At 40.6% G+C, this 23,610-nt stretch carries 32 protein-coding genes and 3 pseudogenes; 6 read left to right on the forward strand and 29 right to left on the reverse strand.

Annotated features, from left to right (window positions below; genetic code table 11):
• Positions 1–148: 148 nt before the first annotated feature.
• Positions 149–517 carry a hypothetical protein gene (locus AC1D7X_RS15925; protein WP_495457402.1) on the reverse strand — a complete coding sequence of 123 codons (369 nt, stop codon included), beginning with the start codon at positions 515–517 and terminating at the stop codon, positions 149–151.
• A gap of 166 nt (positions 518–683) precedes the next feature.
• Between AC1D7X_RS15925 and AC1D7X_RS15930 the strand changes: the two genes are divergently transcribed.
• The gene (locus AC1D7X_RS15930; protein ID WP_495457401.1) at positions 684–887 is read left to right on the forward strand and encodes a hypothetical protein; all 204 of its coding nucleotides are present in this window, start codon (positions 684–686) and stop codon (positions 885–887) included.
• Positions 888–1,012: 125 nt separating this feature from the next.
• On the opposite strand, the gene AC1D7X_RS15935 is transcribed toward AC1D7X_RS15930, so the two are convergent.
• The 4 genes from AC1D7X_RS15935 to AC1D7X_RS15950 all read right to left on the reverse strand — a co-directional run bounded on the left by AC1D7X_RS15935 (position 1,013) and on the right by AC1D7X_RS15950 (position 3,309).
• A complete protein-coding gene (locus AC1D7X_RS15935) occupies positions 1,013–1,378 on the reverse strand; it encodes a permuted SH3 domain-containing protein (RefSeq protein ID WP_495457400.1) in 366 nt (121 codons plus the stop codon).
• 7 nt (positions 1,379–1,385) lie between these two features.
• Entirely contained in the window at positions 1,386–1,988 is a 603-nt protein-coding gene (locus AC1D7X_RS15940; RefSeq protein ID WP_495475610.1) for an efflux RND transporter periplasmic adaptor subunit, read from the reverse strand.
• Positions 1,989–2,001: 13 nt separating this feature from the next.
• The gene (locus AC1D7X_RS15945; RefSeq protein ID WP_495475611.1) at positions 2,002–2,526 is read right to left on the reverse strand and encodes a hypothetical protein; all 525 of its coding nucleotides are present in this window, start codon (positions 2,524–2,526) and stop codon (positions 2,002–2,004) included.
• A 333-nt stretch (positions 2,527–2,859) separates the two neighbouring features.
• A complete protein-coding gene (locus tag AC1D7X_RS15950; RefSeq protein ID WP_495457396.1) occupies positions 2,860–3,309 on the reverse strand; it encodes an Lrp/AsnC family transcriptional regulator in 450 nt (149 codons plus the stop codon).
• Between the two features lie 91 nt (positions 3,310–3,400).
• Between AC1D7X_RS15950 and AC1D7X_RS15955 the strand changes: the two are divergent.
• Positions 3,401–3,902: pseudogene (locus AC1D7X_RS15955) on the forward strand (cysteine hydrolase family protein).
• Positions 3,903–4,153: 251 nt separating this feature from the next.
• Here AC1D7X_RS15955 and AC1D7X_RS15960 read toward each other — a convergent pair.
• The 16 genes and pseudogenes from AC1D7X_RS15960 to AC1D7X_RS16035 all read right to left on the reverse strand — a co-directional run bounded on the left by AC1D7X_RS15960 (position 4,154) and on the right by AC1D7X_RS16035 (position 13,496).
• Positions 4,154–4,555: a hypothetical protein gene (locus AC1D7X_RS15960; RefSeq protein WP_495475612.1), complete on the reverse strand. Its 402-nt coding sequence runs from the start codon at positions 4,553–4,555 to the stop codon at positions 4,154–4,156.
• Between the two features lie 177 nt (positions 4,556–4,732).
• Positions 4,733–5,062: a hypothetical protein gene (locus AC1D7X_RS15965; RefSeq protein WP_495457394.1), complete on the reverse strand. Its 330-nt coding sequence runs from the start codon at positions 5,060–5,062 to the stop codon at positions 4,733–4,735.
• Positions 5,063–5,212: 150 nt separating this feature from the next.
• Complete coding sequence (locus tag AC1D7X_RS15970) at positions 5,213–5,734, reverse strand: GrpB family protein (RefSeq protein ID WP_495475613.1); 522 nt, start codon at positions 5,732–5,734, stop codon at positions 5,213–5,215.
• Positions 5,735–5,896: 162 nt separating this feature from the next.
• Positions 5,897–6,022, reverse strand: a complete 126-nt coding sequence (locus AC1D7X_RS15975) for a hypothetical protein (RefSeq protein WP_495475614.1) — start codon at positions 6,020–6,022, stop codon at positions 5,897–5,899.
• A gap of 106 nt (positions 6,023–6,128) precedes the next feature.
• The gene (locus AC1D7X_RS15980) at positions 6,129–6,674 is read right to left on the reverse strand and encodes a hypothetical protein (RefSeq protein ID WP_495475615.1); all 546 of its coding nucleotides are present in this window, start codon (positions 6,672–6,674) and stop codon (positions 6,129–6,131) included.
• A 594-nt stretch (positions 6,675–7,268) separates the two neighbouring features.
• On the reverse strand, positions 7,269–7,601 hold the full coding sequence (locus tag AC1D7X_RS15985; protein ID WP_495475616.1) for a S41 family peptidase: 333 nt from the start codon (positions 7,599–7,601) through the stop codon (positions 7,269–7,271).
• 68 nt (positions 7,602–7,669) lie between these two features.
• Complete coding sequence (locus AC1D7X_RS15990; RefSeq protein WP_495475617.1) at positions 7,670–8,044, reverse strand: VOC family protein; 375 nt, start codon at positions 8,042–8,044, stop codon at positions 7,670–7,672.
• 311 nt (positions 8,045–8,355) lie between these two features.
• On the reverse strand, positions 8,356–9,024 hold the full coding sequence (locus AC1D7X_RS15995; RefSeq protein WP_495457388.1) for a Type 1 glutamine amidotransferase-like domain-containing protein: 669 nt from the start codon (positions 9,022–9,024) through the stop codon (positions 8,356–8,358).
• A gap of 58 nt (positions 9,025–9,082) precedes the next feature.
• A complete protein-coding gene (locus AC1D7X_RS16000; RefSeq protein ID WP_495475717.1) occupies positions 9,083–9,976 on the reverse strand; it encodes an NUDIX hydrolase in 894 nt (297 codons plus the stop codon).
• 47 nt (positions 9,977–10,023) lie between these two features.
• On the reverse strand, positions 10,024–11,028 hold the full coding sequence (locus AC1D7X_RS16005) for an AAA family ATPase (protein WP_495457387.1): 1,005 nt from the start codon (positions 11,026–11,028) through the stop codon (positions 10,024–10,026).
• Positions 11,025–11,693, reverse strand: coding sequence for a nicotinamide riboside transporter PnuC (gene pnuC / locus AC1D7X_RS16010; RefSeq protein WP_495475618.1), 669 nt, complete (start codon positions 11,691–11,693; stop codon positions 11,025–11,027). Before pnuC ends, AC1D7X_RS16005 begins: the two co-directional genes overlap by 4 nt.
• A gap of 237 nt (positions 11,694–11,930) precedes the next feature.
• Positions 11,931–12,068: a hypothetical protein gene (locus AC1D7X_RS16015; RefSeq protein ID WP_495475724.1), complete on the reverse strand. Its 138-nt coding sequence runs from the start codon at positions 12,066–12,068 to the stop codon at positions 11,931–11,933.
• A pseudogene (locus AC1D7X_RS16020) lies at positions 12,010–12,536 on the reverse strand (ADP-ribosylglycohydrolase family protein); the annotation flags it as partial. The gene AC1D7X_RS16015 and the pseudogene AC1D7X_RS16020, both read right to left, overlap by 59 nt.
• 24 nt (positions 12,537–12,560) lie before the next feature.
• Positions 12,561–13,103, reverse strand: coding sequence for a hypothetical protein (locus AC1D7X_RS16025; RefSeq protein WP_495457385.1), 543 nt, complete (start codon positions 13,101–13,103; stop codon positions 12,561–12,563).
• 43 nt (positions 13,104–13,146) lie between these two features.
• The gene (locus AC1D7X_RS16030; RefSeq protein ID WP_495475619.1) at positions 13,147–13,290 is read right to left on the reverse strand and encodes a DUF1963 domain-containing protein; all 144 of its coding nucleotides are present in this window, start codon (positions 13,288–13,290) and stop codon (positions 13,147–13,149) included.
• Positions 13,269–13,496, reverse strand: a complete 228-nt coding sequence (locus AC1D7X_RS16035) for a hypothetical protein (protein ID WP_495475620.1) — start codon at positions 13,494–13,496, stop codon at positions 13,269–13,271. Before AC1D7X_RS16035 ends, AC1D7X_RS16030 begins: the two co-directional genes overlap by 22 nt.
• 203 nt (positions 13,497–13,699) lie before the next feature.
• Between AC1D7X_RS16035 and AC1D7X_RS16040 the strand changes: the two genes are divergently transcribed.
• Both AC1D7X_RS16040 and AC1D7X_RS16045 read left to right on the forward strand, forming a co-directional pair.
• On the forward strand, positions 13,700–14,173 hold the full coding sequence (locus AC1D7X_RS16040; protein WP_495457383.1) for a tetratricopeptide repeat protein: 474 nt from the start codon (positions 13,700–13,702) through the stop codon (positions 14,171–14,173).
• 39 nt (positions 14,174–14,212) lie between these two features.
• Positions 14,213–15,082, forward strand: a pseudogene (locus tag AC1D7X_RS16045) (SMI1/KNR4 family protein); the annotation flags it as partial.
• 68 nt (positions 15,083–15,150) lie between these two features.
• Here AC1D7X_RS16045 and AC1D7X_RS16050 read toward each other — a convergent pair.
• From AC1D7X_RS16050 to AC1D7X_RS16085, 8 genes are all read right to left on the reverse strand, one after another.
• Positions 15,151–16,437: a DUF1963 domain-containing protein gene (locus tag AC1D7X_RS16050; RefSeq protein WP_495475621.1), complete on the reverse strand. Its 1,287-nt coding sequence runs from the start codon at positions 16,435–16,437 to the stop codon at positions 15,151–15,153.
• An 89-nt stretch (positions 16,438–16,526) separates the two neighbouring features.
• Entirely contained in the window at positions 16,527–16,760 is a 234-nt protein-coding gene (locus tag AC1D7X_RS16055) for a hypothetical protein (protein WP_495475622.1), read from the reverse strand.
• A 121-nt stretch (positions 16,761–16,881) separates the two neighbouring features.
• On the reverse strand, positions 16,882–17,196 hold the full coding sequence (locus tag AC1D7X_RS16060) for a hypothetical protein (protein WP_495475623.1): 315 nt from the start codon (positions 17,194–17,196) through the stop codon (positions 16,882–16,884).
• A gap of 217 nt (positions 17,197–17,413) precedes the next feature.
• On the reverse strand, positions 17,414–18,682 hold the full coding sequence (locus AC1D7X_RS16065; RefSeq protein WP_495457379.1) for a cytosine deaminase: 1,269 nt from the start codon (positions 18,680–18,682) through the stop codon (positions 17,414–17,416).
• A complete protein-coding gene (gene codB / locus AC1D7X_RS16070) occupies positions 18,651–19,928 on the reverse strand; it encodes a cytosine permease (RefSeq protein ID WP_495457378.1) in 1,278 nt (425 codons plus the stop codon). The genes AC1D7X_RS16065 and codB overlap by 32 nt, the downstream gene beginning before the upstream one ends.
• Before the next feature lie 318 nt (positions 19,929–20,246).
• Positions 20,247–20,471: a hypothetical protein gene (locus AC1D7X_RS16075; RefSeq protein ID WP_495457377.1), complete on the reverse strand. Its 225-nt coding sequence runs from the start codon at positions 20,469–20,471 to the stop codon at positions 20,247–20,249.
• A gap of 94 nt (positions 20,472–20,565) precedes the next feature.
• Positions 20,566–21,018, reverse strand: a complete 453-nt coding sequence (locus AC1D7X_RS16080) for a VOC family protein (protein ID WP_495457376.1) — start codon at positions 21,016–21,018, stop codon at positions 20,566–20,568.
• A gap of 26 nt (positions 21,019–21,044) precedes the next feature.
• Entirely contained in the window at positions 21,045–21,218 is a 174-nt protein-coding gene (locus tag AC1D7X_RS16085; RefSeq protein WP_495457375.1) for a hypothetical protein, read from the reverse strand.
• 159 nt (positions 21,219–21,377) lie between these two features.
• Between AC1D7X_RS16085 and AC1D7X_RS16090 the strand changes: the two genes are divergently transcribed.
• A complete protein-coding gene (locus AC1D7X_RS16090; RefSeq protein WP_495457374.1) occupies positions 21,378–22,208 on the forward strand; it encodes an NAD(P)H-binding protein in 831 nt (276 codons plus the stop codon).
• Positions 22,208–22,705, forward strand: a complete 498-nt coding sequence (locus AC1D7X_RS16095; RefSeq protein WP_495457373.1) for an anthrone oxygenase family protein — start codon at positions 22,208–22,210, stop codon at positions 22,703–22,705. The genes AC1D7X_RS16090 and AC1D7X_RS16095 overlap by 1 nt, the downstream gene beginning before the upstream one ends.
• The last annotated feature ends 905 nt before the right edge of the window (positions 22,706–23,610 follow it).

Consider the following 23,610-nt stretch of genomic DNA (forward strand, 5'->3'; position numbering starts at 1 on the left):
GACGGGATGGTTTCAGGATACATGGTTCCGTCATTCCCATCCTCGGTTGTAAAGTTAGATTTCATTTCATGAAATCTCTGTTTTTTCGCGCTGTAAAGCGCTTATACAGAACTTGTCATACTGTCCCATTAGATCAAGTGGATAATATTTACTTATATTTTTTCATCTTCTTATTGATTTGATCTAATAGTTTGATGATTTCAGCAAATCCAATCAGCATCATCCCTGCTATCAATGCACTAATCCACCAATACAGAGTGAAAAGCAAAGTGTATTCAGAACTAGTAATACCTTGTACGAGCCCAACCACTACTCCTACAAAAATAACTAAAATACCAAGTACATGTATAATTGACCCTATAGTGTTACCTTCGGAACTACTGTCTACGACTACATTCGCATGTCCATACTCACGAAGTTTTTCTGCTTCATCCTCAGCAGAGGATCTTATGCTGAATCTAAGTTCCTTGCTTTCAAAATTGTCATCACTGTCATCGTATTTAATAATGTACCCCATCACAGAATTCCCCATTTCTGAAATCACTTAAGTAAAAGTATAAACTGCTTTCTTTAATAGTACTTCTAACTCAATATAATAATCACCTCCACAACTATACTAACTTAGGAAGGCTATTCTAATGGAATGGAGAATAAGATAATGAATAAACGAGTGGAGGGATTAGATGAATGTGAAAGGTGAATTGCTTTTAGCTGTAGCAAGTAATCAGAAAGTCGCTGTTAAGCTCTATAATGGAGAGATAATAACTGGAGTGGCAGAAGCATTCACCGCTTCTAGTCGTGCGAAGATCAGAACGAAGGAAGGTTCTACATGGGTTCCTTTTGCCGATGTTGAACATGTTTCGAGGGTTATAAATATGTTTCGTTAAAACAAAACCCACGAAAACTCTTGATTTTGTTTACTGATTAGTAGGTGCGTTTCATAAGGAAGTACTTATTGAACCAAGAAGAACCCGCAATAAGTGCAGATTCTTCTTTTATGTAGATTGATTACTTATTGCAACACAATCGTATCCCCAACGTTTAGACCTGAGAGTATCTCTGTCTTGTCTGCTGTTTCTAGTCCAATCTCAATATCTCTACGCTCATATTGACCGTTGCCCATGTCCAGCATAACGTAAGTTAAGTCTCCCTCACGTATAATTGGAATATTAGATACAACGGTGGCCTTCTCTTTTCGGACGGTCTCAATTTCACCATTTAAGCTAAGTCCACCCATAAGATGCTCGTTAGGTTGAAGGGTGATAATGACTTCAAATTGGGCAACTGCATTTGGATTATTCTCGCCTGAAGCGGTCACAGCAAATTTAGATACCTTACCCACCTCTCCAGACAGTTCTAATTCTTTCAACGCGCTCATTGTTACATCAACCTTCTTTAATACGAAAAATATCTTGTTCCCCCACAAGCGCAATGAATTCAAGCTTATTTAGATCTACAATTTTACCAATATATTGGTTGTCTGTAACAGATTGTGGACGCTCACTCGTACTGTCATATAGAAAAATACCGGTTGACGGGGCTTTGTAGACCGCTGTTTTTAGCTTATCCTTCTTCTCTGCAATCTCCCGCTTCTGGATATCCGCGTTCAGCTTATTTAACTCATCATTTAACCGTCCTGTCTCTTGGGCGGCAAGTGCTTTTAAGTGTTCCGCCTCTGTCACTCCAAGAGCTGCATCCTCATCGTTCTGTTGGCTTACGAATTCATTCAGTTCCGCTTCCAACTTCGTCTTGCGATTCGTTGCTTCTTGTATGGCAATTTCATTCTTTAGCGTTGATTGATCTAGTATATACAACACATCACCTTTCTTTACCTGACCTCCATTGTCAACTTTCCATTCCGTTACCTTGGAAGCGAAGGGGGCATATACGAGAGTTTCCTGCTCGTACTCTGACTTCCCTTTTATCTGCACCGAACTGGTTATCGTTTCTTGAGTCACTTCAAAAGGGATGGTTTGAGGAATATCCATTGGTTCCATTTGCTCATTCGAAGGTCGCATTGTTCAATTGCGTTTCGATCATATTGTTGTTGATCATGATTTTTTTGACAACATCCTTCTCAACGATTACATCAGGAGTCGTTGCCCTTGGCAGGTTATATGAGGACTTGGGAAGAGCAATCTTCAATGTCTCATCCTTTTGAACAAATTGTAGCTTCATATCATTCGTATTGAGATAGGCAGGAATCTCTGTTATATAGTAGACTACCTTTTTCTCTTGGGGCTGAATCTTGTAGATCGCTTGAGCGTTATCTAGTGCCATTTCAAACGATGTCCCACCTGCAGATAACAAATAGACCATATATCCTGGGTCTATCAGTATTTTATCGCCTTTATTGGTCAGACTTATCGAACCTAAATTACTTGTTGTACTAGCTGTCACAGCCGAAATCGCGGGACTTGGATAGCCGGAGACTCCAGATGTAGCAGATGCCGTGTATCCGGGTAACTGCGAAATGACAAGGAAGCCTACTAGCATGGCACTATATGTATTATTAAAATTTCTCATTGATTACCTCCATAGGAATTACTAGACTTATTATGAATTGTTTCTTGTTCATTCCACATTCATGTTGAACCTCCCAAATTTGAGTTAGCTTAAGTGTACGTTGCACTCTCCGTCTTGTCGCACGTTCTGGGTGACGAGTTGAATAGGTAGATGACAAATTCGTCATGTTCATAAAAAAACAGTCAAGAATAATCTTGACTGTTTTTAGCTAATTAAGATCACATAGAATAGAACCTGACGAAATTCATGATTCCGTCAGGTTCACTAGCGATCTGGTGTAATTTATGGTTTTTGGTGGTGCATTTCATATTATTTGGTCAGACCTTGCGAAAATCATTTATCATCAATAGCAGTCATCGGATTTTGCTGTTTAATCTCTTGTATCGATAAATGTACACTATAATTCCCATACTCCAGAATTACATCCAGTAAATTATTCAATTTTTCTTGCGAGTTTACTTTAATTTTTAAATGGTAACATCCTTCTCCGGATACTCGGTGAACCTCCACTACCTCATTTCGATCGTTCATTAATCGTATAAATGAATCATGGTTTGTTGTCTCCATGTAAATAATGATAAACGCTGTATAAGTAAGCCCTAATTTCATTTCATCAACTATTAGAGAATAGGCCTTAATTACGCCACTTTCCTCTAGTTTTTTTATACGGTTCCCAACTGCTTGTCCTGTCATATGAATTTGTTCACCCAAGTGTTTCCATTGAATGCGTGAGTTTTTGGATAGTAACCGAAGTATCTGAAAATCAATATTATCAAATTCCATTATTAATTCCTTTCACCATGAATTTATTTAGCTAAAAGTGTTTCATCAAATTATCGTAGATATACAAAATGACTATTTCCCAAATGGCAAGATGGAATTAAGGAACCCTGAAAAAGCGGCCGTTAATGCTACGAGAGTCCTTGAATGGTTTAGACAGAATTATAAGGATAATATTTGCCATATACAGCATATCGCAAGTGATCCAGCATTAGGATTCTTCCTTCCAGACACGGTAGGGGCTGAAATACATGCAACTGTTCAACCATTAGAAACAGAAAGCATTATCATCAAAAATTTCGCTAACAGCTTTTTAAAAACTGAGTTAGAAAGCAAATTAAAAGAAAAAAGGAATAACTAAGTTAGTGATTGTAGGTATGATGACACATATGTGTATTGATGCCACAGTCAGAGCTGCAGTAGATCTTGGCTATGAAACTACACTTATTGAAGATGCATGTGCGACACGAGACTTACCGTTTCAAGATAAAGTCGTTCCAGCTGAACAGGTTCATTATGCATTTGTTGGTGCACTTAACGGTATGTATGCCAATGTAATTTCGACAGACGATTTCCTGCAACAGTTGAATGCTTAAGATAAGTTTAAGTATATTTTATCCTGAACAAAAATAAGTATATTCCTGTCTCGTAACAGGGATATACTTATTTTCTGCGTGTGTGTTTACAGGTGTATTTACTACTTTTCGTTCATTAAGTTGAAATGTGTGTGGATTGGATTTACTTAACTATATGCAGAAAAAATCCGGATATCTATTGAGGTATCCAATTAAGCGACAGATGATTGAGTGAAGCCTCAAACGGCAATCTGGACAGATACGTAATTGGATCACTTTACAAAGTGCAGATCATATCTTTCTGTTACATTACCTGTTGAGATCTCTAACCTATTCTCGCCTTTTTTTATGAACTTAGTTATATTAATAACAAAATGCTTGTTAATATAATTACTGGAATAAAAATTAGATATTTCACCTTCTGGTTGACCATTATAAGCAACTTCATTCAAAACTACTACGAGAGGATCCGCATTATTTACATATCTACCGTAGAGAAAAACATTCACTTTGTCCTTATTATATTTAGCTAGATTGATACTAACATTATCATGTTCATCTAAATTTATCTCTTCATCATATTCTCCTTCCACATCATCAAGCATTACACCCATTTTTACATCATAAAAATAAGTTTGGGGATTTTCAATTATATCTTCTATCTCATATCTCATATCTCATATCTCAAGTGATTGGGAACTTGTAATAGAATTAACACAATTAAAGTTGCAATAAGTCCAAGTCCACCCACAATCCTTTTTTTTCATTACTTTACGTATCGATATATTGTATTTGATAAGCAGTGATTGCTCTTGTTAAGCAAGCGCACCCGTTAGGTGGAATATCAAAATCTACCCTACATATTGTAAAATTAACTGATATAATGCTATGGAAAGTCCTAAAATACTCGCTTTCATTTTAGATGGATGATTTCTGCGAAACAAGTACAAGAAAACCACTATAAATCCCAATGGAATCCATAACTGAAAGACACCTTCTGTTGTATTACGAGAATAGATTGGAGTAATGAAAGTGCTAATCAGAAAGTAAAAAAAAACTGTAAAACGTCTGGTTTCTAATTGCTTGCTCCACCTTACTAAAAAGAAAATAATAATTATTGTCATAATCGTAATGTAAAAAGGGGGGATAACAATGGCACCGTCCCCAAATTTTAATTCCATTCTGCATTGCCCTCCTTTTTTTAGTGGATCACCATTATGGTTCGCATGAAGATATCATCCTACGTAACTAACCTACCCGTTAATTCAATGAACACAACAGGCTACTGTAGCTCCTGCACATCAATGTGTTTTATTCACTAAAGTTTCCTGTTAGTCATTTTCTTGGTTATTACTGTACCAAGATAGTGCAAGTTGTTCCATTTCCATAACAAATGTTTTTTTGGCTGGGCTATATTCACTTGTGTTTTCAAAACGTTCAGCTAATTCTTCTTTAAACCGACTGTATCTAGCTACTTCTTCAGGATGACATCTCAGATAGTCTCTAAATATAAGATGCCGTTCAATCTGTGGGTGATCTGTTTGATAAAAATGAATGTGATGGGTTCTTTCTTCACCGCCCTTTCGGAATAACCTTCTTCCAGGGATCCCCCAATCTCCAGTCACATCATATCCGAGCTGATTCATTTTGTCGTTATATGTATCAACATGGTTAATGTCTTTTACAATACACATCATGTCAATTACAGGCTTCGCTTGTAAGCCTGGTACTGAAGTACTTCCAAAATGCTCGAAACTTACGATTTCATCCGTAAATATAGTTCTTAGAAAATCAACTTCATCTTGATACAATTTTGCCCAATTCTCATTAAAATCGCTTAGTCTTACTTTCATTCATACCCTCCTAATGAATCCCAATTATAATTGTAATTCCATATTCATTTAAGCAATCCTGACTGCTAGTCGAATCAAAAGGATACCTTTCGGTAACCCGCTCATTATTGAACTATCGTTTCCCCGTTAGGGAGTTCAATGACAACCAATTATATTTTTTCCTTAATGTCTCTGATTTGCTGGAATTAAGTAAAATATAAACATCCCAATGATTAACATTGGTGGCATTAGAATAAAATACTTCTTCTTATCCACGGTCATCCCCTCCATTTTGTTTAATGCTAACAAGAAATACCATCCTCTTGCACAACTAACAAAGGTGTCCGTTTGCACTAGCTAGCTGGGGTCTTCTTAAAGTTATTCAACTCGTGTCCTGTTAGCTCTACTTGCTACTTTATTTTTTTACTTTCCCTCTATATAATTCCCCATCATATACACCATCTTTCCATACTATCTCACCATCACCTGATAGAGCTTCAATTTTGAGGGGATCTGGTTGTCCAGGGGCTTCTTCCAAATAATCGAAATAGGTAAACCAATATCGTCCTTGCTCTGTTGAAATAATTTTTGCTTCTTGATTTAATGTGTTTTGTCTTACCATCACATTTTGTATTTCGTCATCATTAATTAACCCTGCAAACGTCAGTATTGGAATGTTAGGATCATTAGTCATTCCCCAAGTAAAACCATCCTTTGGATTTAGTTCGGCATTCCCACTAGTGTTCCAGTATTCTTTTTTATTAGAGAAGAATGCATGGCGAAATCCCGATTCGTCTTTATACAGAACGATCATTCCTTTTTCCACATCTTCTTGATAAAGTAACTCAAACGTTTCGGACTGTGTTTTCTCTATTAACTTGTTAAGTTCATCTTCGTTCGAAACAGAACATCCTGTAATAATAATTATTACAATAATAATGAAGGAAAACCTTCTCACCAAATTTAACACCACTTTTCTAATAATTTCATTTGAAATAACCCTGAATGTTGCTAATATTTTAACGTTGTCACACGATAAAGGTTACATTATTCTAAAAGTTATTCCATTACGCTACACTACCAGCTCGGTTTTATTTCTTTGTTAACGTAACCCGTCCGTTAGAACAATGGAGACGATATATTAGTATCCACTCACAAAACAATTTGTCCGCTAACAACATACATAGGCTTCGAACCTCTGTGTTAGTTAAGGATATTGTAGGTACAGTTGTGCCATTTTCTTTGACACAACGATGCCTATATAAAAATGCCTGATTTAACAAGCTCTTCTCTGTTCATTTATATATCAAATACACTCTCATATCTCAAGTGAGTGTCTTGTTATGTTCGATCTCGATGCGTTAAGAGATAGATTAATAACCATCTTTAATTAATTTAACAGCTTTCTCAACATACTCGTCTTTGCCTTCCATAATTCCTTCAATGGTTGGATCAAGACGAAGATCTGGCAGCACTCCTATTCTTTGCGTTGGTTTTTTCTCGGGATCAAATACACCGACTCCACTTATTTTTGTTCTTATATTTCCTGGAAGATTTATTCTAAATACATTACCATCTGCTCCAGCAGTTGGCCTCTCCCAATAACTATTGAATTTTCTGTTTTTCTTAGCAACATCGTTGTAAACTCACCATTACTAATAGTATGTTCATTGATTAGTATCACAACTTTCCCTTTATAAACCTCGTGATCTGTCCCTTGAGGCTTCCCTGAGGCAAGTGGCTCAAAATAATATTCACCGGGTACTGCACGATTAGGCCATGACAATTTGGCAAACTCTTTTTCAGAAGGGATCAGAGAGTGTAAATAAAAAGCCCCAACCTTAGGTGCTTTTATCCTAGACTGGGGCGTATGTTGCTGAGCTTTCACCCAGATATCGCTTTGTTTTTCACGACAAGTTCATCCTAGCAGGGGCCCGTTCTTGTTAGCGGACTCGGCTATAGCATGAAACACCATCGAACGCCAAACTTATCAACAAATGAGACTAAACAATCACTGAAGAATATTGGACCCATTGGGGTAATTGTTTTGCTGCCATTATGTATTACTTGGTATGCCTCTCTTAATACATTTTCATTATCAAATACGGCGAACATTTCCATAGTGGAATCCACAGATGACTCATTAGTTCCACCAAAATCACTAAGCATGAACCTAGTTCCAAGAATGTGCATTTCCGCAAGAATAACAAATTTTTCAGGTTCTTTCCCAGAATCGTACATAATTGAATCTATCTCAGACTTAAATGCCTTTTTATTAAGTTCGATAGCTTCAGAACAAGCACCATTTAAATATAGTTGTGGTACTAACATTTGCCCTCTCCCTCGAATTGATGGTTTGTTGTAAAATAGTTTAATGCCTATATTTTACCATATACTTTTATAATTAGGATCACATAATTAAGCTTAATTTAAGAACTATAATTGAACTCAACTGCCTGTTAGTTTAATAAAATGAGCAGCTAGCATCCGCCCAACATAGAAAGACCACCATTGAAGGCGGTCTAAAAAGTTTATCATTTCTGCCCAAATCATAGAGAGGAACCCTGAACTGATTTGCTGTAATCCATGATTTTACACATTAAAAATAATTAATTCTGTTAAGTCACCGCCACTCACCTTAATTAGAGCGTCTCAACCAACTTCTGAATCTTTGAGTGGGAAATCAAATATACATCACCCATGATATCTAGTTTGCCGTCCTTTACGCGTATAGTACTCTTCTGATCTGCCGCATAAACATCAATCTCTTCAGACAGGGGGAACAGGTAACCTTGAACGAGCGCTGCGTAGTCGAGTCTAGAATGAGATTCGTAGGCAAAACGATCAAAGCCTATACCATCATAAATAATACTTGTTTCAACGTTATGGCCACCGTTTTTCGAGCATAACCATTTTGCAGCCATATTCATCGCACCGGCGCTGGCACCCATTATAAGGGCATTACTGTTCTTAATCGCATCCGACAACTCATATTCAACCAAAAAATCGTTCATAAAAACAGGATTGCCACCGCACAAAAAAACGACAGAACCGTTTTGAATGAATCGCTGAGCATCTTCCTTCTGCATGCGGTGATCAATTAAATGATATTCATCAAACATAATGTTGGCCTGATTAAACCATGTCCTTTCAAAAACATCATCAATGTCAATTTGTTCACCTGTATAACTAGAGGGTTGAGCGCTAATCATAACAAGTGATTTTCTGTCTTTTATATCCTCATGCAACCATTGGACCAGCTTCTCTGGAAAAAAATCATTAAACCAACTGAGATAGTAGTGAGTGTTCAAATTTAATTACCTCCATATGTATTATTTGCATCTTTTCTTAACTCATCTAGATTGTAAATCATAGTGAATACTCCAAATTTCTCCGATACAAACGGGATGGCCTATGCCCCGCATTTTCGGTATAATGATCGGTCTCAACTACAAGATCCGCCACTTTACGCCGGAAGGCAGCCTTCAACAGCTCTTTATCCATAATTACCTCATACACCTGTTGTAGTTCCGTTAAGGTAAATAGCTTTGGCATCAAGTGAAGTGCAATATCGGTATAATTCACTTTTCCCCGTAGCCGCTCGATAGCGCATGCTATGATCTTTGCATGGTCAAAGGCCAATCCGTCATTTGATACAACCTTAAAATCCATGCCAGTCGATGTAGAGTTGGTTATCACCGTCCTCGCCACGATCGCCGATAGCTCTTCTTCTTCACTGCTTAGGTTGAGTTCGTACTCCAGCGTCTTGAAATATCCACCCTCAACCAGGTCTTTCTGCTCCCGCAGCAGCCGATAGGAGACCTTAAACCAGGTGGCGTCGGCCGCATCATCTCCCGCCTTAAGCTCCAACTTGTCGCTGTTGATTAGAGCCATATAGCTGCAACTCATCACCCAGGTTCGGGGATCTCGCCAGATATCACTGAACGTATACAACTGCTCCAGATAAACATCCTTCACGCCGGTTTCCTCGCGCAGTTCCCTTGCCGCGGCCTGCTCAGTCGTCTCGGTCGGCAGTACAAATCCGCCAGGCAACGCCCATTTGCCGAGGAAGGGATGACCTCCCCGGCGAATGAGCAGAACGCGGAGCTCTTTCTCCGGTAGTTTGCGATAACTGTCCACCTCCGCATCCGTCACGGTGAAAATAACCATATCTGCCGCTACCGAAGGTCGCTCGTAATCTCCTGCCCGGTACTGCTCTAAAAACTCGCGTTCCGTAAGTCCATCCTTATCCAACAAATCCACATGTGTTCGCTCCTTCATTTTTGAGTCTAAAGTGTTCTCGAATTTCATCATAGCTCCCCGAAATAATTCCGGTAGGGCTCGAAATTTGCCAACACTTCGTCTACCTTGCACATGCGTTCCTCGAGGCTACCCCGCAGCGTAATGTAGGGAATCCGCCGTGCCTTTAAGTCCGCAGTGATCTGTTTATGAAAAACTTGCCGTTTCTGATCCCCACTGCGATCCCACGTATCGTCGTAAGGAATATCATCGTCGCATAGGAAGAACAGGTCGTATCGCTGCGCATTCTCCAAAGCGATACGGGTTAACAGCTCGGGCGCCAGTCCGTGGTAATCCAGTGCAAACATATACGTCGTAATTGCATTGGTATCAACGAACAGATACTGGTTTGCCGCAAGCAATGCCTGTTCTTCTCTCTCAATATGACCTACCGCGATTTCATTAAACGCCTCCAGCCCAATTCTGCGGTCCACCTGATGCTCGGTCCAATAATCGCGTCCGTATTCACTCGCGAAGGTCGTGTCATATCTCCGAGCCAGCGCTTCAGTGATCGTTGATTTTCCTGTGGACATTGCACCCACGAATACCACCTTCGTGATCAAGTCCCTGTACACGATATCACTGACGAACTCTCGATACTTAAATGGATCGGAACGGATCATTGTTGCTGAGATCGGAACCCGCTCGCGGGCTTCATCCACACGCCGGTCTACCGAACCCAAAGCGAGACTCATATGCCCGCCGTAAAACTCGCTCGAGTAAAAATACGTTACTTGCTCGCCGTTCAGCAACCCGAGTATATACTGTTCTTCCCGAATCTCATGCTCCCTGTCATCCGAATACCCATCCGGGCCGTCCCAAGCTTCGATTACCCGGACGGCTGGATAGAGCCTACGAATCCAATTTGCCCGAACATGAAGCGTGATCGGAGTGACCGTGGTCTCATAAATGACTACGATCAACTCATCGACCTCTTGCAGCGCCGTTTCAATCATGAACTGATGGCCTTTATGCAGCGGGGCAAACTTCCCCAGTGTTAGTCCAAGTGTACTCATGCCACCACCTCCTTGACCCCTTTATTCCAAATATAGTACCCGTAAACCGCGTTGACCAGATACGCACTCCACATCACGATCATCAGCAAGCCTACACCGCTACCCTCCAACATACGAATCACCCACAACAGCACCGTGAAGAGATTTAGCACGATATAGACCAACCATTGTTCCTTGAATCTACGAACCATTAAGAAGGTCGCCACAACAGACAGCACCGTCGTAGTAGCATCGATGTATGGCGAGTTCTGTTCTGGAATGAATGAAAGCCCATATCCCAGCAGTAAACATCCGATTACACAGACGACCCCAACGAGGAGCAGTCCTTTTAGATCCATCTGTCGCATGGTAAGCTTACCATCTTCTTGGCGGTTATTTTTCCACATGTAGTAGCCAATGACATTCATAGGAACGAAGAATAGCAGATTCAACATTACCTCTCCAAACAAACCGTTGATATAGGCTAAATAAGCATAACCGATGGTATTGTACATACCAAAGACATAGCTCATCAGGTTACCCTTCGCCGCAAGAACCACGCAAAGCACCCCAGTAATAAATACCTTAAATCCGAATAATGAGTCCTTTGAAATAACCGTAAACCCGACAGCGATTGAAGTAAACAGCATCAACCACGCTATTTCGAACAGCCTCCAGCCTCCCACAACCTTTGTCATCTTGTATCCCTCCGTTTTTTCACTCATGCATAGACTAAAATCACGAGAACTAGTTAGTAGTTTTGTGTTAATATCATAATGTTACTATCAAAATTAACAGAAAAACAAACGCAGGGCAAGTAAATTCCTCCTTATTAGACCACACAGAATTTTATTTCGTGGGTTGAACATAAGTTATCGTCTTATAATCAGGCTGTTCCAGCGCAATTGGATTCGGATTGCTGATTACCCATTGTACAGCCAGTTCGCACAGTCTCGCAGGTTCATCACTACATTGCCGTTGTGAAGTCCTTTCGCTAGTGCTAAGTCTTTCTTTAATGAGAATCGCATTTGCATATTGAGCAGGAATGCCTTCATAGCCATAATAAATACCTGCCTACCCTCCGGCAATGGCACCAATCGTATCAGAGTCACCCCCTAGATTTGCCGCCTTCTGTACGACGCTTTCAAAATTGGATGTATGAAGTAAAATATGTAGAACCCATCGGAAAGTATGTACGATAAAACCACTTGGCGGACAATCCGGCGGCGCTTCTATATTTTCTTCGTATTCACTTCCAGATACCATTCCATAAAAAAGCGCCCGATCCCTTCCATAGGCTCCTCCGTATTTTCGAGTATCCCATCAGCTACACTAAGCGTCATCATCGTATCGTCGGTTACTTCTCCCGGTTCCAGGTTCCATACCCCGCCGCCGATGATTTCCGTCAAATAACCGTACTTTGCCTTAATCTCCCGCTCCGTCATAAACTCAGTTGTACCGCCAAGAGCGTCTCCTACAGCCACACCATACATTCCACCCTTGATGCGGTCCATTAACTTATTGTCCATTCCAATCCCTCATTCTGTTCAATCTTAACTTACTGAATTTTTATTACTTTCCTCATCGTACGTACTTCCTATAACTTCAGCACGGGTAAGGAGTACCCACTGATTAACTTCATCGTATCCAGATACTTCGGCGATCACCCAATAGCGTGGGTACATCCATTCAGCAGGGGTTTCTGTTATCAGAGCGGAAGTGTCCGTTATACCTACGGCCTGAGGTTCCAGTAAGTTTATCAAGGTACCTTGTGGAAAAAAACCTTCTATATACCCTTTCACTCGAGTACCGACAGGGAACAGACTTTGGGTTCGATGCCAGTATTCTATACCAAGTTGAAGCTGATCGTGCCAGAGATACTCGAATTCCGCCTGACTAATTTCCTTGTAATAGGATTCCTTCGCATCGAGTGGATGTTCTGCCAGCATATAATGATATAGATCATGCTTTCGATTCGATGTGATCCAGATGCCGTCACCATGATAAACCATCTGTCTGTATGCCACACTGTTGTTATCAATTTCAAAATACCATGTTCCCATTCCCGGCTCCTGTACATCTTTTAAATATTTCAAAACAGTCACTCCAATCAGCTAAGAAGTACTCAACTTCTCTGAATTAACTCGAATATAGGGAGCAATACGTATTTGCGAAGTTGCCTGCGAGCAGATCTTCCTTTCGAATATAAAACTGCAATTCTCCAGCGTCCCACCAGCAGAATCCTACATCCTGATCGGAGTCTAGCGCGAGCAACAATAGCATAACAATAGCATATCCTGCACTTCCTGCTTCGCTCTATCAGAATCACCTTTGAAGTAATCTGATATCTGTTCCAACGCTGAATCCGTTGAATAGTTATATTGTTGGCCTGTCAACAGATGAAGAGATGCTTCATATTCACAATCCCCATGCTGCGTAGATGGATAACCAAACATCACAGCCAGATCACTTGAGTTATTATCATTCAACTCGAAACATAACTCTTCGTACTGTTCACAATGTATGTATTTCGATAATCTGTGAAAACTCAAATGAACAAACTATAAATACAGTTTCATAGTAACATATTGAAACGTTGTAGAAACCCTCAATTATAGATGTTACTATTTTTAAGGTAGAAGGTTCCAAAAACATATAAAGCTATATTCTAAATAAACTTTTGGAGGTAGAAATGAAACGAGAGCTTATTAATCAACTAAACGAGTGGCATGAAAGAGACGAGCATCAGCAAATTGTCGATTCACTGACAGCGATTCCTGATGAAGAACGAGACTATGAAGTGATTAGCCTCTTGGGCAGAGCCTATAATAATTTAGGGCTTTATGAAGAAGCGCTCGATCAATTTGAGAAAATAGTCCGTGCCGGAGAACAGGATTCCCTATGGCATTTTCGGGTAGGTTTTGCTCTTTATCATTTAAATCGATATGAGGAAGCTATTCAGGCTTTCCGCAGGTCTGACCAATTAGAGGGTACTGATCAAAGAACTGCGTTCTTTTTAAGACGGAGCATTCAAAAAGCGGACAAGCAGAAAAGAGAAGAACTCCGGCTCTGCAAGAAGAAAGCGTCCCTGGAGTTTGCCAATCCTGAAGGGGAAAAGGCTCCATTTTCAGATATACCTCTAACTGATATTTGGGAGGATAGCTAGTATGCAAGAACATCTTATCAATCTGAGCCACCCACGGATGAACTAATCGATTCTATAGAGAAAGAGCTTGGTTATAAGCTTCCCTCTTCTTATATTTATCTTATGAAACAGCAGAATGGCGGAGTACCGAGGAACACTTGCTTTCCAATAGAGGAGCCAACTTCATGGTCTGAGGGTCATATTGCCATAACGGGCATTATGGGTATTGGGCGCGAGAAAAGCTATTCCCTGTGCGGAGATCTGGGCAGTCCGTTTATGATTGAGGAATGGGGATATCCAGACATTGGCGTGGTGATCTGTGATTGTCCTTCAGCTGGTCATGATGTCGTGATGTTAGACTATCAAGCATGCGGTAAAGATGGTGAACCTGAAGTTGTTCATGTCGATCAAGAAGATGATTATGAGATTACCTTCCTTGCCGACAATTTTGAAGCGTTTATCAGGGGCTTAGTGAGCGAAGAACAATATGATACTTCTGAAGAAGACAAGGAAGAAGCTCTGGCTAAAGTAGCACACGGCAAGTTTTCCACTCTACTGGGGGAGCTTTGCTCTCGAGTAACCGAAGTGGAGCAGGTTGATCAGAAAATTCGCAGCATTTGTACACGGATTGTCGAAGAGAAAGGCTACTTTCATTTTCATGCAGATGAATTATCATATGTCATGTATGATGTGCAGTTTTGGTTATATACCAAGTCGTATACGGATACAAGTCGGGATCAATATTTGGCATCCTATATGAACATAATCGCTTTTGGTGGGGAATTTGGTATAGGAGGCTATGGGCCCTCTTATATTACAGATTGGCTTGATCACCTCATTAAGGAAGGGCGGATCATACAAGATCAAGGAATTATTCGCTTTACCGATGGGTTTGCAGAAGAAGTAATTCATAAGTTAAAAGAAGGCTAATTGAAGAGCAAGTTGCAGATCAGGTAATGACAAAGAGCTCGCTTCCACTTTCGAAGCGGGCTCCTTTTTCAGCTTTGCTGATACAAGGTTGCTGTAATCCTATCTTTGGGACATATAAACATATAAAAAATGCCTTCACCATACTCGTCGAAATCAGCATAATCGATCTGCCCTATAAACTGCATTCTTCGTTCACAACAAGGACAAACGGGATACTCCGGATCCTGCACCCAACTTGGATGGCCGCCGATCTGCGAATCCAATTGTGACAACGTCCAAACTGCAGCATAAAAAGGCGATTGCGGTTCACTTGAAAGGACTAAACTAGCTAGGGTTTCCGTACTGTTTACGTCATCCAAGTCCGGGAGATACTCGGGTTCCTGATTATAGCGGCTCCAGACAGGCACGCCAAGATTGTCCAGCTCCATGTAAATCTTGTTATAACCTCCACAAGAGTCACAGGTTACTAACTGCAGGTTCTCCATCGGCAGAGCGAGATATTGCAAGGCCGGATGAGTAGTAACGACATCCATCAGTTTTGTTAATTTTCTTTTACACCATGGACATGTAGAAAGGCTTGTCTCTAGAAAACGGGCATAATGTTCTTCATATAAATCATCATTCTGTTGTTCTGCTTGCCTGATCGCATAACATATATGGTTAACTAGGTCACGCCTCACTCCGTCCGGAGTAAGTTCCCATCCTCCATCAAGAGTGTAATGTTCAGGAGGTACAAATAACTGTTCCGCCCATTTGGGTTGCTGCGTTTGCCATTCCCGAACCTGGTCTATGACCACCGCATCACCGATCCATCCGAGTACAAGGAGAAGGTGGTTACGGTTGTCCTCATCCCACTCCACCCGCTCCAGAATCTGATCTCGAATGTCTTGTGATGCATTTTTTAAAAGAATCGGATTGTAAAATAACTCGCACTCGATAAGCTCAGGCAAAACGTCCGATATATTATCATCACGATAGCATACCAGAGACAAAAGAATTTCTTCCGCTTCACTTTCATTGTTACCAGCAAGTAACTCCATCGCATATTTCAGCATACGGTCAGCTTCCTGATCTGATAAAGATATGTACATCTGCTCCATGTTTAACGGAAAAGGAACGTATTGAATAAGTGGGTCATGCTTTCTTGGTCCATGCATCACCTTAAGAATGTCTACATGATCTGTTAATTGCGCATACAGATTAACTATTTTGCGGTGCTGCTCAATATAAGCTTGTTGTTTTTTTCGTTCCTGCTCTTGATGGCAGGGCATGCATATACCGTCTGTTTTGGCTGCGGTGTTCGGCAGAATTGTTGCGCTGCAGCCTTCCATCTTGCATGGAAATCGTTCAGCCATATTTTATTACCCCCTATATTTAATATCAGGCTCTAATCCGTATTGATCTAGGATCTCTTCTTCTTTACATAATTCTGCGATAGTAACACCTAAGAATAAGTGAATTCAGTAAACAATATTCTATTCTCAAACAATTCAACAACCACATCAATTTGATAGTATTTTTCGAAATTTGAATTATAAATTCCAACAAGACCATTTTCATATACCACCATGTTTACTATTCCGTCTTTATACTCAAATAAATAATCACCCTCTTTTTCTAAGAGAATAGGTAAATACTGAGTTACCATTTCAGCAATTCCTAAGTTATTTGGGTTCAATATCCAATCCATTTGTTTCTAATTGAGAATACCTTCTCTCGTTTTTTGTATGGGTTCATTTCCTAAAATCTTATCTACTTCGAATAAGTACTCATACAATCCACCTTTTTCCTCTCCGTGTTTATCCCAGGTAATGATACCTTTTGAATAATATTGGCTTCCAACCATCTCCATTTCTATTTATATCAGTAGGTAGATGCTCTCTATTAATATATTGCACTAAAATATTGTCTCCAAAAGTTGTATGACCATCTTTAATATCTGGAACATAGATTTGGATAAGTGGCACAAATACAGATCCATTATTCTCCGGACACTCTTTCGAAGGATCAAACAAGAAATTCCCACCAAACCAATTACGATCTGTATCTTTCGGTCGAAATCCTCCTATTCTTGCAATGTTCCCAATTAATTTTATTTCATCGAAAATGTCCATTATTTAAATCCTTTCCTTCTGGACTCTACGTCCAGTGTCTCGAATCTAGACCATCTCTGAGATAGATTTGGCAGGCGACGTAAATTAAGTATAGCAAAAATCCCCTCATGTACAGGAAGAGTTCACGATCACGTGATCTCTTATTGCCCTGTCTACCATGTGGGGATATTTTGTCTAAAATACTAGCTTTACGTGATGCATCGCACGCTTCATTTCATTATTTATTGAATGTGACCTTCTCCGAACCGGTCTCCAGAATAATAGAAGTGTTCCGTGGCTTGGTTTCGGCGATTTTGCGACCACCTCTGAACGAATAAAGCACTGCGCTCTGTTTGCGAATTAACTCATACTCGTTCTCTGCTTCAAGAACGATGAAGTTCGCAGGCTTACCTACTTCAATGCCGTACACATCCTCGATATGCAACGTTCTCGCGCTATTTTTCGTAATGAGATCAATTGAATTCACAATTTGATCGTAACCGAGCAACTGTGAAGCATGAATTCCCATGTGCAGCACCTGAAGCATATTCCCTGTGCCTAGCGGATACCATGGATCAAAGATGTCATCATGACCGAAGCACACATTTAGTCCAGCTTCCTGTAGCTCTTTGACGCGGGTCAGCCCTCTTCTTTTCGGATACGTATCGAACCGTCCCTGCAGGTGGATGTTGACCAGAGGATTAGAGACGAAGTTCAGGTCAGCCATTTTCAGTAATCTAAACAATTTGTACGTATATGCATCATTATATGATCCCATCGCTGTCGTGTGGCTAGCCGTTGTTCGGGAACCAAGCCCTCGTTCGTATGCTTCTTTAGCAACCACTTCCAAGAAACGGGACTGCTCGTCATCAATTTCATCGCAATGGATGTCGATGAGACGGTCGTATTTCTCGGCTAGGTCAAATGCGACCTTCATCGAATCTACGCCATATTCTCTCGTGAATTCGAAATGCGGAATGCCACCGACCACATCAACGCCCATTTTCAAAGCCTCTTCTAGTAATTCCACGCCGTTCGGATAGGAGTGAATGCCTTCTTGTGGAAAAGCGACAAGCTGGATGTCAATGTAGGGTGCCATTTCTTCCTTCACTTCAAGCATTGCTTTAACAGCGGTCAAGCTTGGATCCGTAACATCGACATGTGTTCTTACATACTGAATCCCTTGTGCCATTTGCCACTTTAGAGCCGTTTTAGAGCGCGTTTTGACATCTTCATGTGTGAGGAATGCCTTACGTTCTGACCAACGCTGAATGCCCTCGAATAGTGTTCCGCTTATATTCCATTCCGGCTCTCCAGCCGTTAACGTTGTATCCAAGTGAATATGAGGTTCAATGAATGGCGGTAATACAAGCAAACTCCTTACGTTAATTACTTCCTCATTTGCAGTTATTTCTAGTGTTTGTGTGATTTGCTCAAACTTCCCATCTTTCACGACGATATTCCATAGACCTTCTTTACCTCGCAATTTTGCGTTCTGTATAATCATTTATGTTCCCCTTTTCTTTGGATTCTTTGGCAGATATGATTAACATCAATGTGCTATAGACTACTGCTGTTCCTATTAGTGCGTTGAGTGGCGTTATACCTGGAGCCAGTTGAGCGAAGGCAACACCAATCGCCCAAGCAATCATTGCTATCCAGTTTACCTTCTTAAAGGTCATTTGAGCAAAAGGTTGATAGTTTCTACGATTCACGAAGAAGTAGTCCGCGATGATAATGGCCCCGATGGACGGGATCGCCGCGCCCAGCACATTCAGGAAACCAACGAAATTGTTGTACATCCACATGGCAAATAGGGTACCAACGATCCCGTTAACAATGACAAAGAATTTTTTCGGAATTTTAGTGATGTTGGCAAAACCCAGCCCGGAAGCGTAAAGTGCGTTATCGTTAGTCGTCCAAATATTCAATCCCAGAACGATGATCGCAGGAACGATCAAACCTTGAAGGAACATGACCTCCGAAATATCTGCTAGTTTATAAGCCATTGCGCCGACTGCACCGAACAGGAACATGAGTGAATTCCCTAGAAAGAACGATATAACCGTTGCGGTAACTGCCTGCTTAGACGTTTTGGCAAACCGGGCAAAATCGGGTGTCAACGTTCCCCCGCTAATAAATGATCCAATACAAATGGTCAATGCGGCTGCCGCGCTGAGTGACTGTGACGGTGTGTAATCGAGCAATCCTTGCAGCCCTCCCATCGTATGTACTCCTTCAAATACGGAGTAACCACCGAGAATGGCAATAGCCGGAACCGCTATATAACCCAGAATGACGAGCGACTTCATGCCGAAGATTGCTGATGCCGTCATTGCGAGACCAAACACGAAGATTAACAAGTATACATTCCAGTCCATCGCTTTGGCGACGGGTATCGCGAACATAGACACCCCTACTCCGAACCATCCAACCTGTGTGAAACCCAGCAGGAAAGAAGGAAGGTATGATCCCTTCTCGCCGAACGAATATTTTGCAAGCAAATGGGTGGAAAGACCTGTTTTGGAAGCGATATGTGCCAGTGCTCCCGTATAGATACCAAGCGCTAGATTACCTGCAAGCACAATTCCAATAAACTCCATGAAATTTAAGCTGACTCCGAGCGTCCCCCCTGCTAGCATGCTTGCCGAAAAGAATGTGAATGCCAGCATTACGGAAAATGTCTTCCCAAAATGATTCCTCTGCGTTTTTGGTACGGCTTGCCACGAAAACTCTTGATCTTGTTTGCTCATCAGAATACCTCCAGTATAGTGTTCTGATACCAAAAAAAGCAGAAAAAAAGGCTACTCGTCTAGTAAAACTGACAAGTAGCCTTTTTTCTTCATCATAACCCGCGTGAAGACATGGAGCATCCCATACGGAATATGCCCTGATTCACGCGTGATTATAAAAAATCCGCTGTCCTTGCCAGCCTCTCTGGGCTGAATTAAAGGTACCAGTATTTAATTACTCTCTATTATTTTAGAAAAGCTATCAGATGTCAATGTCAGAATTGCCCAATGAGTAGGTGCGTTTCACTTCGACCATGTTCTCTAGATCAGATTCTTCTCCTAATTAGTCTTCTGTTTTACAACTTGCATACCACCGATGATAAGCATGACAATCCCAATTACCGCCATAATAATCCGAACTAAGAATGGACTCAATGAAAACACTGTTTCACCTTGCCAGTGCAATCCGAACAACCTTTCATTCAGCCCCACAATCGCCAAAATTGGCTTAAGAAACAAACTCAGTGCTAATAATACTATCCCCCAGATAATACGGTTATTCATTGATTCAGAACCTCTTTTCTAATTCAGATAAAAGAAGGTTAGTACATAATAAAACGCCTATCATAGCCTTTATTATGTAATACGTTGCTAAAACTTATTTATTACCTAGTTGTTCTGCCAAACCGATTAGAAGTCCTTCATGGCCACGAATGTAACAGAGCCGATATGAGTTCTCGTACTGAACCACTTCGCCAACGAGTTGAGCACCATACTTAGTGAGTCTGGATACCATTTCGTCAATGTCTTCAACGGTGAACATGACTCGTAGATAACCTATGGCATTAACAGGAGCAGTTCGGTGATCTGTGATAGTAGGTGGGTTAAGAAATCGCGAAAGTTCAAGTCGGCTGAGTCCATCTGGGGTAACCATCATAGCAATCTCTACACGTTGTGAACCCAGCCCAGTTACGCGACCAGCCCATTCACCTTCGACAATAGATCGCCCTTCGAGCTTCAAGCCAATCTCCTCAAAGAAAGAAATTGCGTCATCAAGGGATTCTACAACGATACCAACATTGTCCATTCTCAATAATTTGTTTGTTGCCATAGTTTTATCTCCTTATGTATACAAATTTATAACTTGATCATATTCATATTTATTCTATCAATAATTACTAGTTCCTCCCAAAAAATAACATAAGCTACGATTCTTTCAAAATTATCCGAACCACGTATAATCTTTCCACTGATACGAATGGCAGTTGTATTCTGATCCTCATTCACTGCGTTTAGTTCCATTTTAGCCATGATTGTACGTATTTTTACGGTTATTAATTCTTTTGATTCTTTCTATTTTGTAGATAATTAAATAGTGACTTCAACACTTTAGCATGCTATAGTTTGTTTTCACATACAAATATTGGGGTTAATGGTTTTCTATTTAATTAAAACTATGGAGGAATAACTATGACTGAAACCCTGTATTTGGTGATTGGAGGAACAGGTAAAACTGGACGACGCTTAGTAAAAAGATTTCAAGACACCGGCTTACCTTTTCGATCCGTCGCGCGTTCGACTCCTATTCGGTTTGACTGGACCGATCCATCAACATGGCATGATGCATTGCAGAACACAGAAGTCGCATATATTACGTATTCGCCAGACCTTGCTGTCCCAGGCGCCGCCCACGACATAGGGGAATTCTCGAAACTCGCTGTCGAGTTAGGTGTAAAACGCCTTGTGCTGCTTTCGGGACGTGGCGAAGAAGGCGCCGAACGAGCTGAAGAAGCATTGCGAAACTCCGGTGCTGATTGGACGGTCTTGCGCGTCAGTTGGTTTTGCCAAAACTTCAGTGAAAATTTCTTACTTGATCAAGTGATGGATGGGGCAGTTGTATTGCCGGTTACCGATGTGAAAGAGCCGTTTGTCGATGTTGATGATATTGCGGATGTTGCATTTAAAGTATTAACGGAGCAGGGTCACACTGGCCGAATTTACGATATTACCGGCCCACGACTAATGACCTTCGCAGAAGCGACTTCAGAAATCTCCAAAGTCATAAATCGCGACATCGCCTATATCCCTATCTCGATCGAAGACTTCGTTGCAGGAATGCGTGAGCAAAACTACCCGGAAGATGCGATCGACTTAATGACGGAATTATTCACAGAAGTCCTCGATGGCAGAAACGCATACCTGGGCGATGGAGTGCAGAAAGTACTTAATAGAGAACCTCGGGACTTCTCACTATACACCCAAATTACTGCTACTACAGAAGTATGGGGTGAACGGGTATAATGATGCGTGTTGTTTGGGCTATCGAAATTTTTGTTATTGTTGGCTCTGCTTTAATGGCGGGTATTTTTTTCGCATTCTCAAATTTTGTAATGAAATCGCTTTCAGATATACCTCATGAAATGGGCATTAAGGCAATGCAATCAATTAACGTGAATATATTAACTCCACTCTTCACATTATTCTTTATGGGTACAACTTTGTGCTGTGTGATCACAACGATTTACTCCGTCATGAGATGGAGTCAAACCGAATCGAAATGGCTTTTGGCAGGGAGTTTATTATACATTATAGGGGTTTTCCTTGTCACTGTGACGTTTAACGTACCAATGAATAACGATTTGGCAGCGGTGACTGCCGGGAGTGACGTGGGTGTCCAAATTTGGAACAAGTATGTCGTGGACTGGACTACTTGGAACCATATGCGTACAATTGCTTCCATCGGAACTTTGATTACTTTCGTTGTGGCTTTCATCTATTCGAAAACAACTTGGCTGTAGTTAAGAGATACCTACGACGAACCCCTAATGGTTCGTTACTATCTTTGGTAATGCGGTAAAACATTATCTATAACAGAAACACAAAAACGAATAACGCATTGTCACAGACAATGTGTTTTTCGTTTTTGTGTTTTTTATAGTTTGATTCTCATGTCCGTTGCGAGCTATACACCTAGATTCACATCTGGATGTACTTTTGACTCTTGAACATAAGGTTATATTTTTGTTAAGGGTTTACTGTTGTCTCTTTTGCAGTGATTAATTACACATTAGGATACGCTATTGAATTTTCAGTTATATCCATTCCGATTCCGTAAGAAGTTCTTATTATTCAGAACTTTAACTAGCTATACAAAAACGACACGTATGTATTCCTCATTCTTTAAGCTATCAAGATGAAGCAATTCCAGTTCTTCAACAGAGATGCGATGGCTTTTTAGTTTTCGTTCGTCATCTACTGCCCAGAACCGAATTAATTTGCACAGCTTGTTTAGCACCTTGCCCTGCTCATTAGTGAAGTAACGATAGAACAATGACCTATTAGGGATAGTAAGATCTGAAGGAAAAGTATACAATATGAACAATACATATATTGGAGAATCAATTATTGAGAGGATTCGAAATGAAAGATAAAAGGAATGGATTGAGAATAAATACGAGATAAAACTTGGGGATATATGGATTAATACAGATATTGGCCATTTTTATTTGGATTATGCCTATAACACGCAGGAATTTATTTTATACCGTGTGGATGGAGAAGTGATTACGAGGGTCGCGATTGAAAAAGCACCAATAAAGGCGGTAAAAACAAACGATGTCTATTATTTAACGAGATATGAGCATAGTATACTCGATAGGATATCGAATACATATATAATTCATCATTATTCCATTTGATATAT

Source organism: Paenibacillus sp. Y568 (assembly GCF_059445545.1).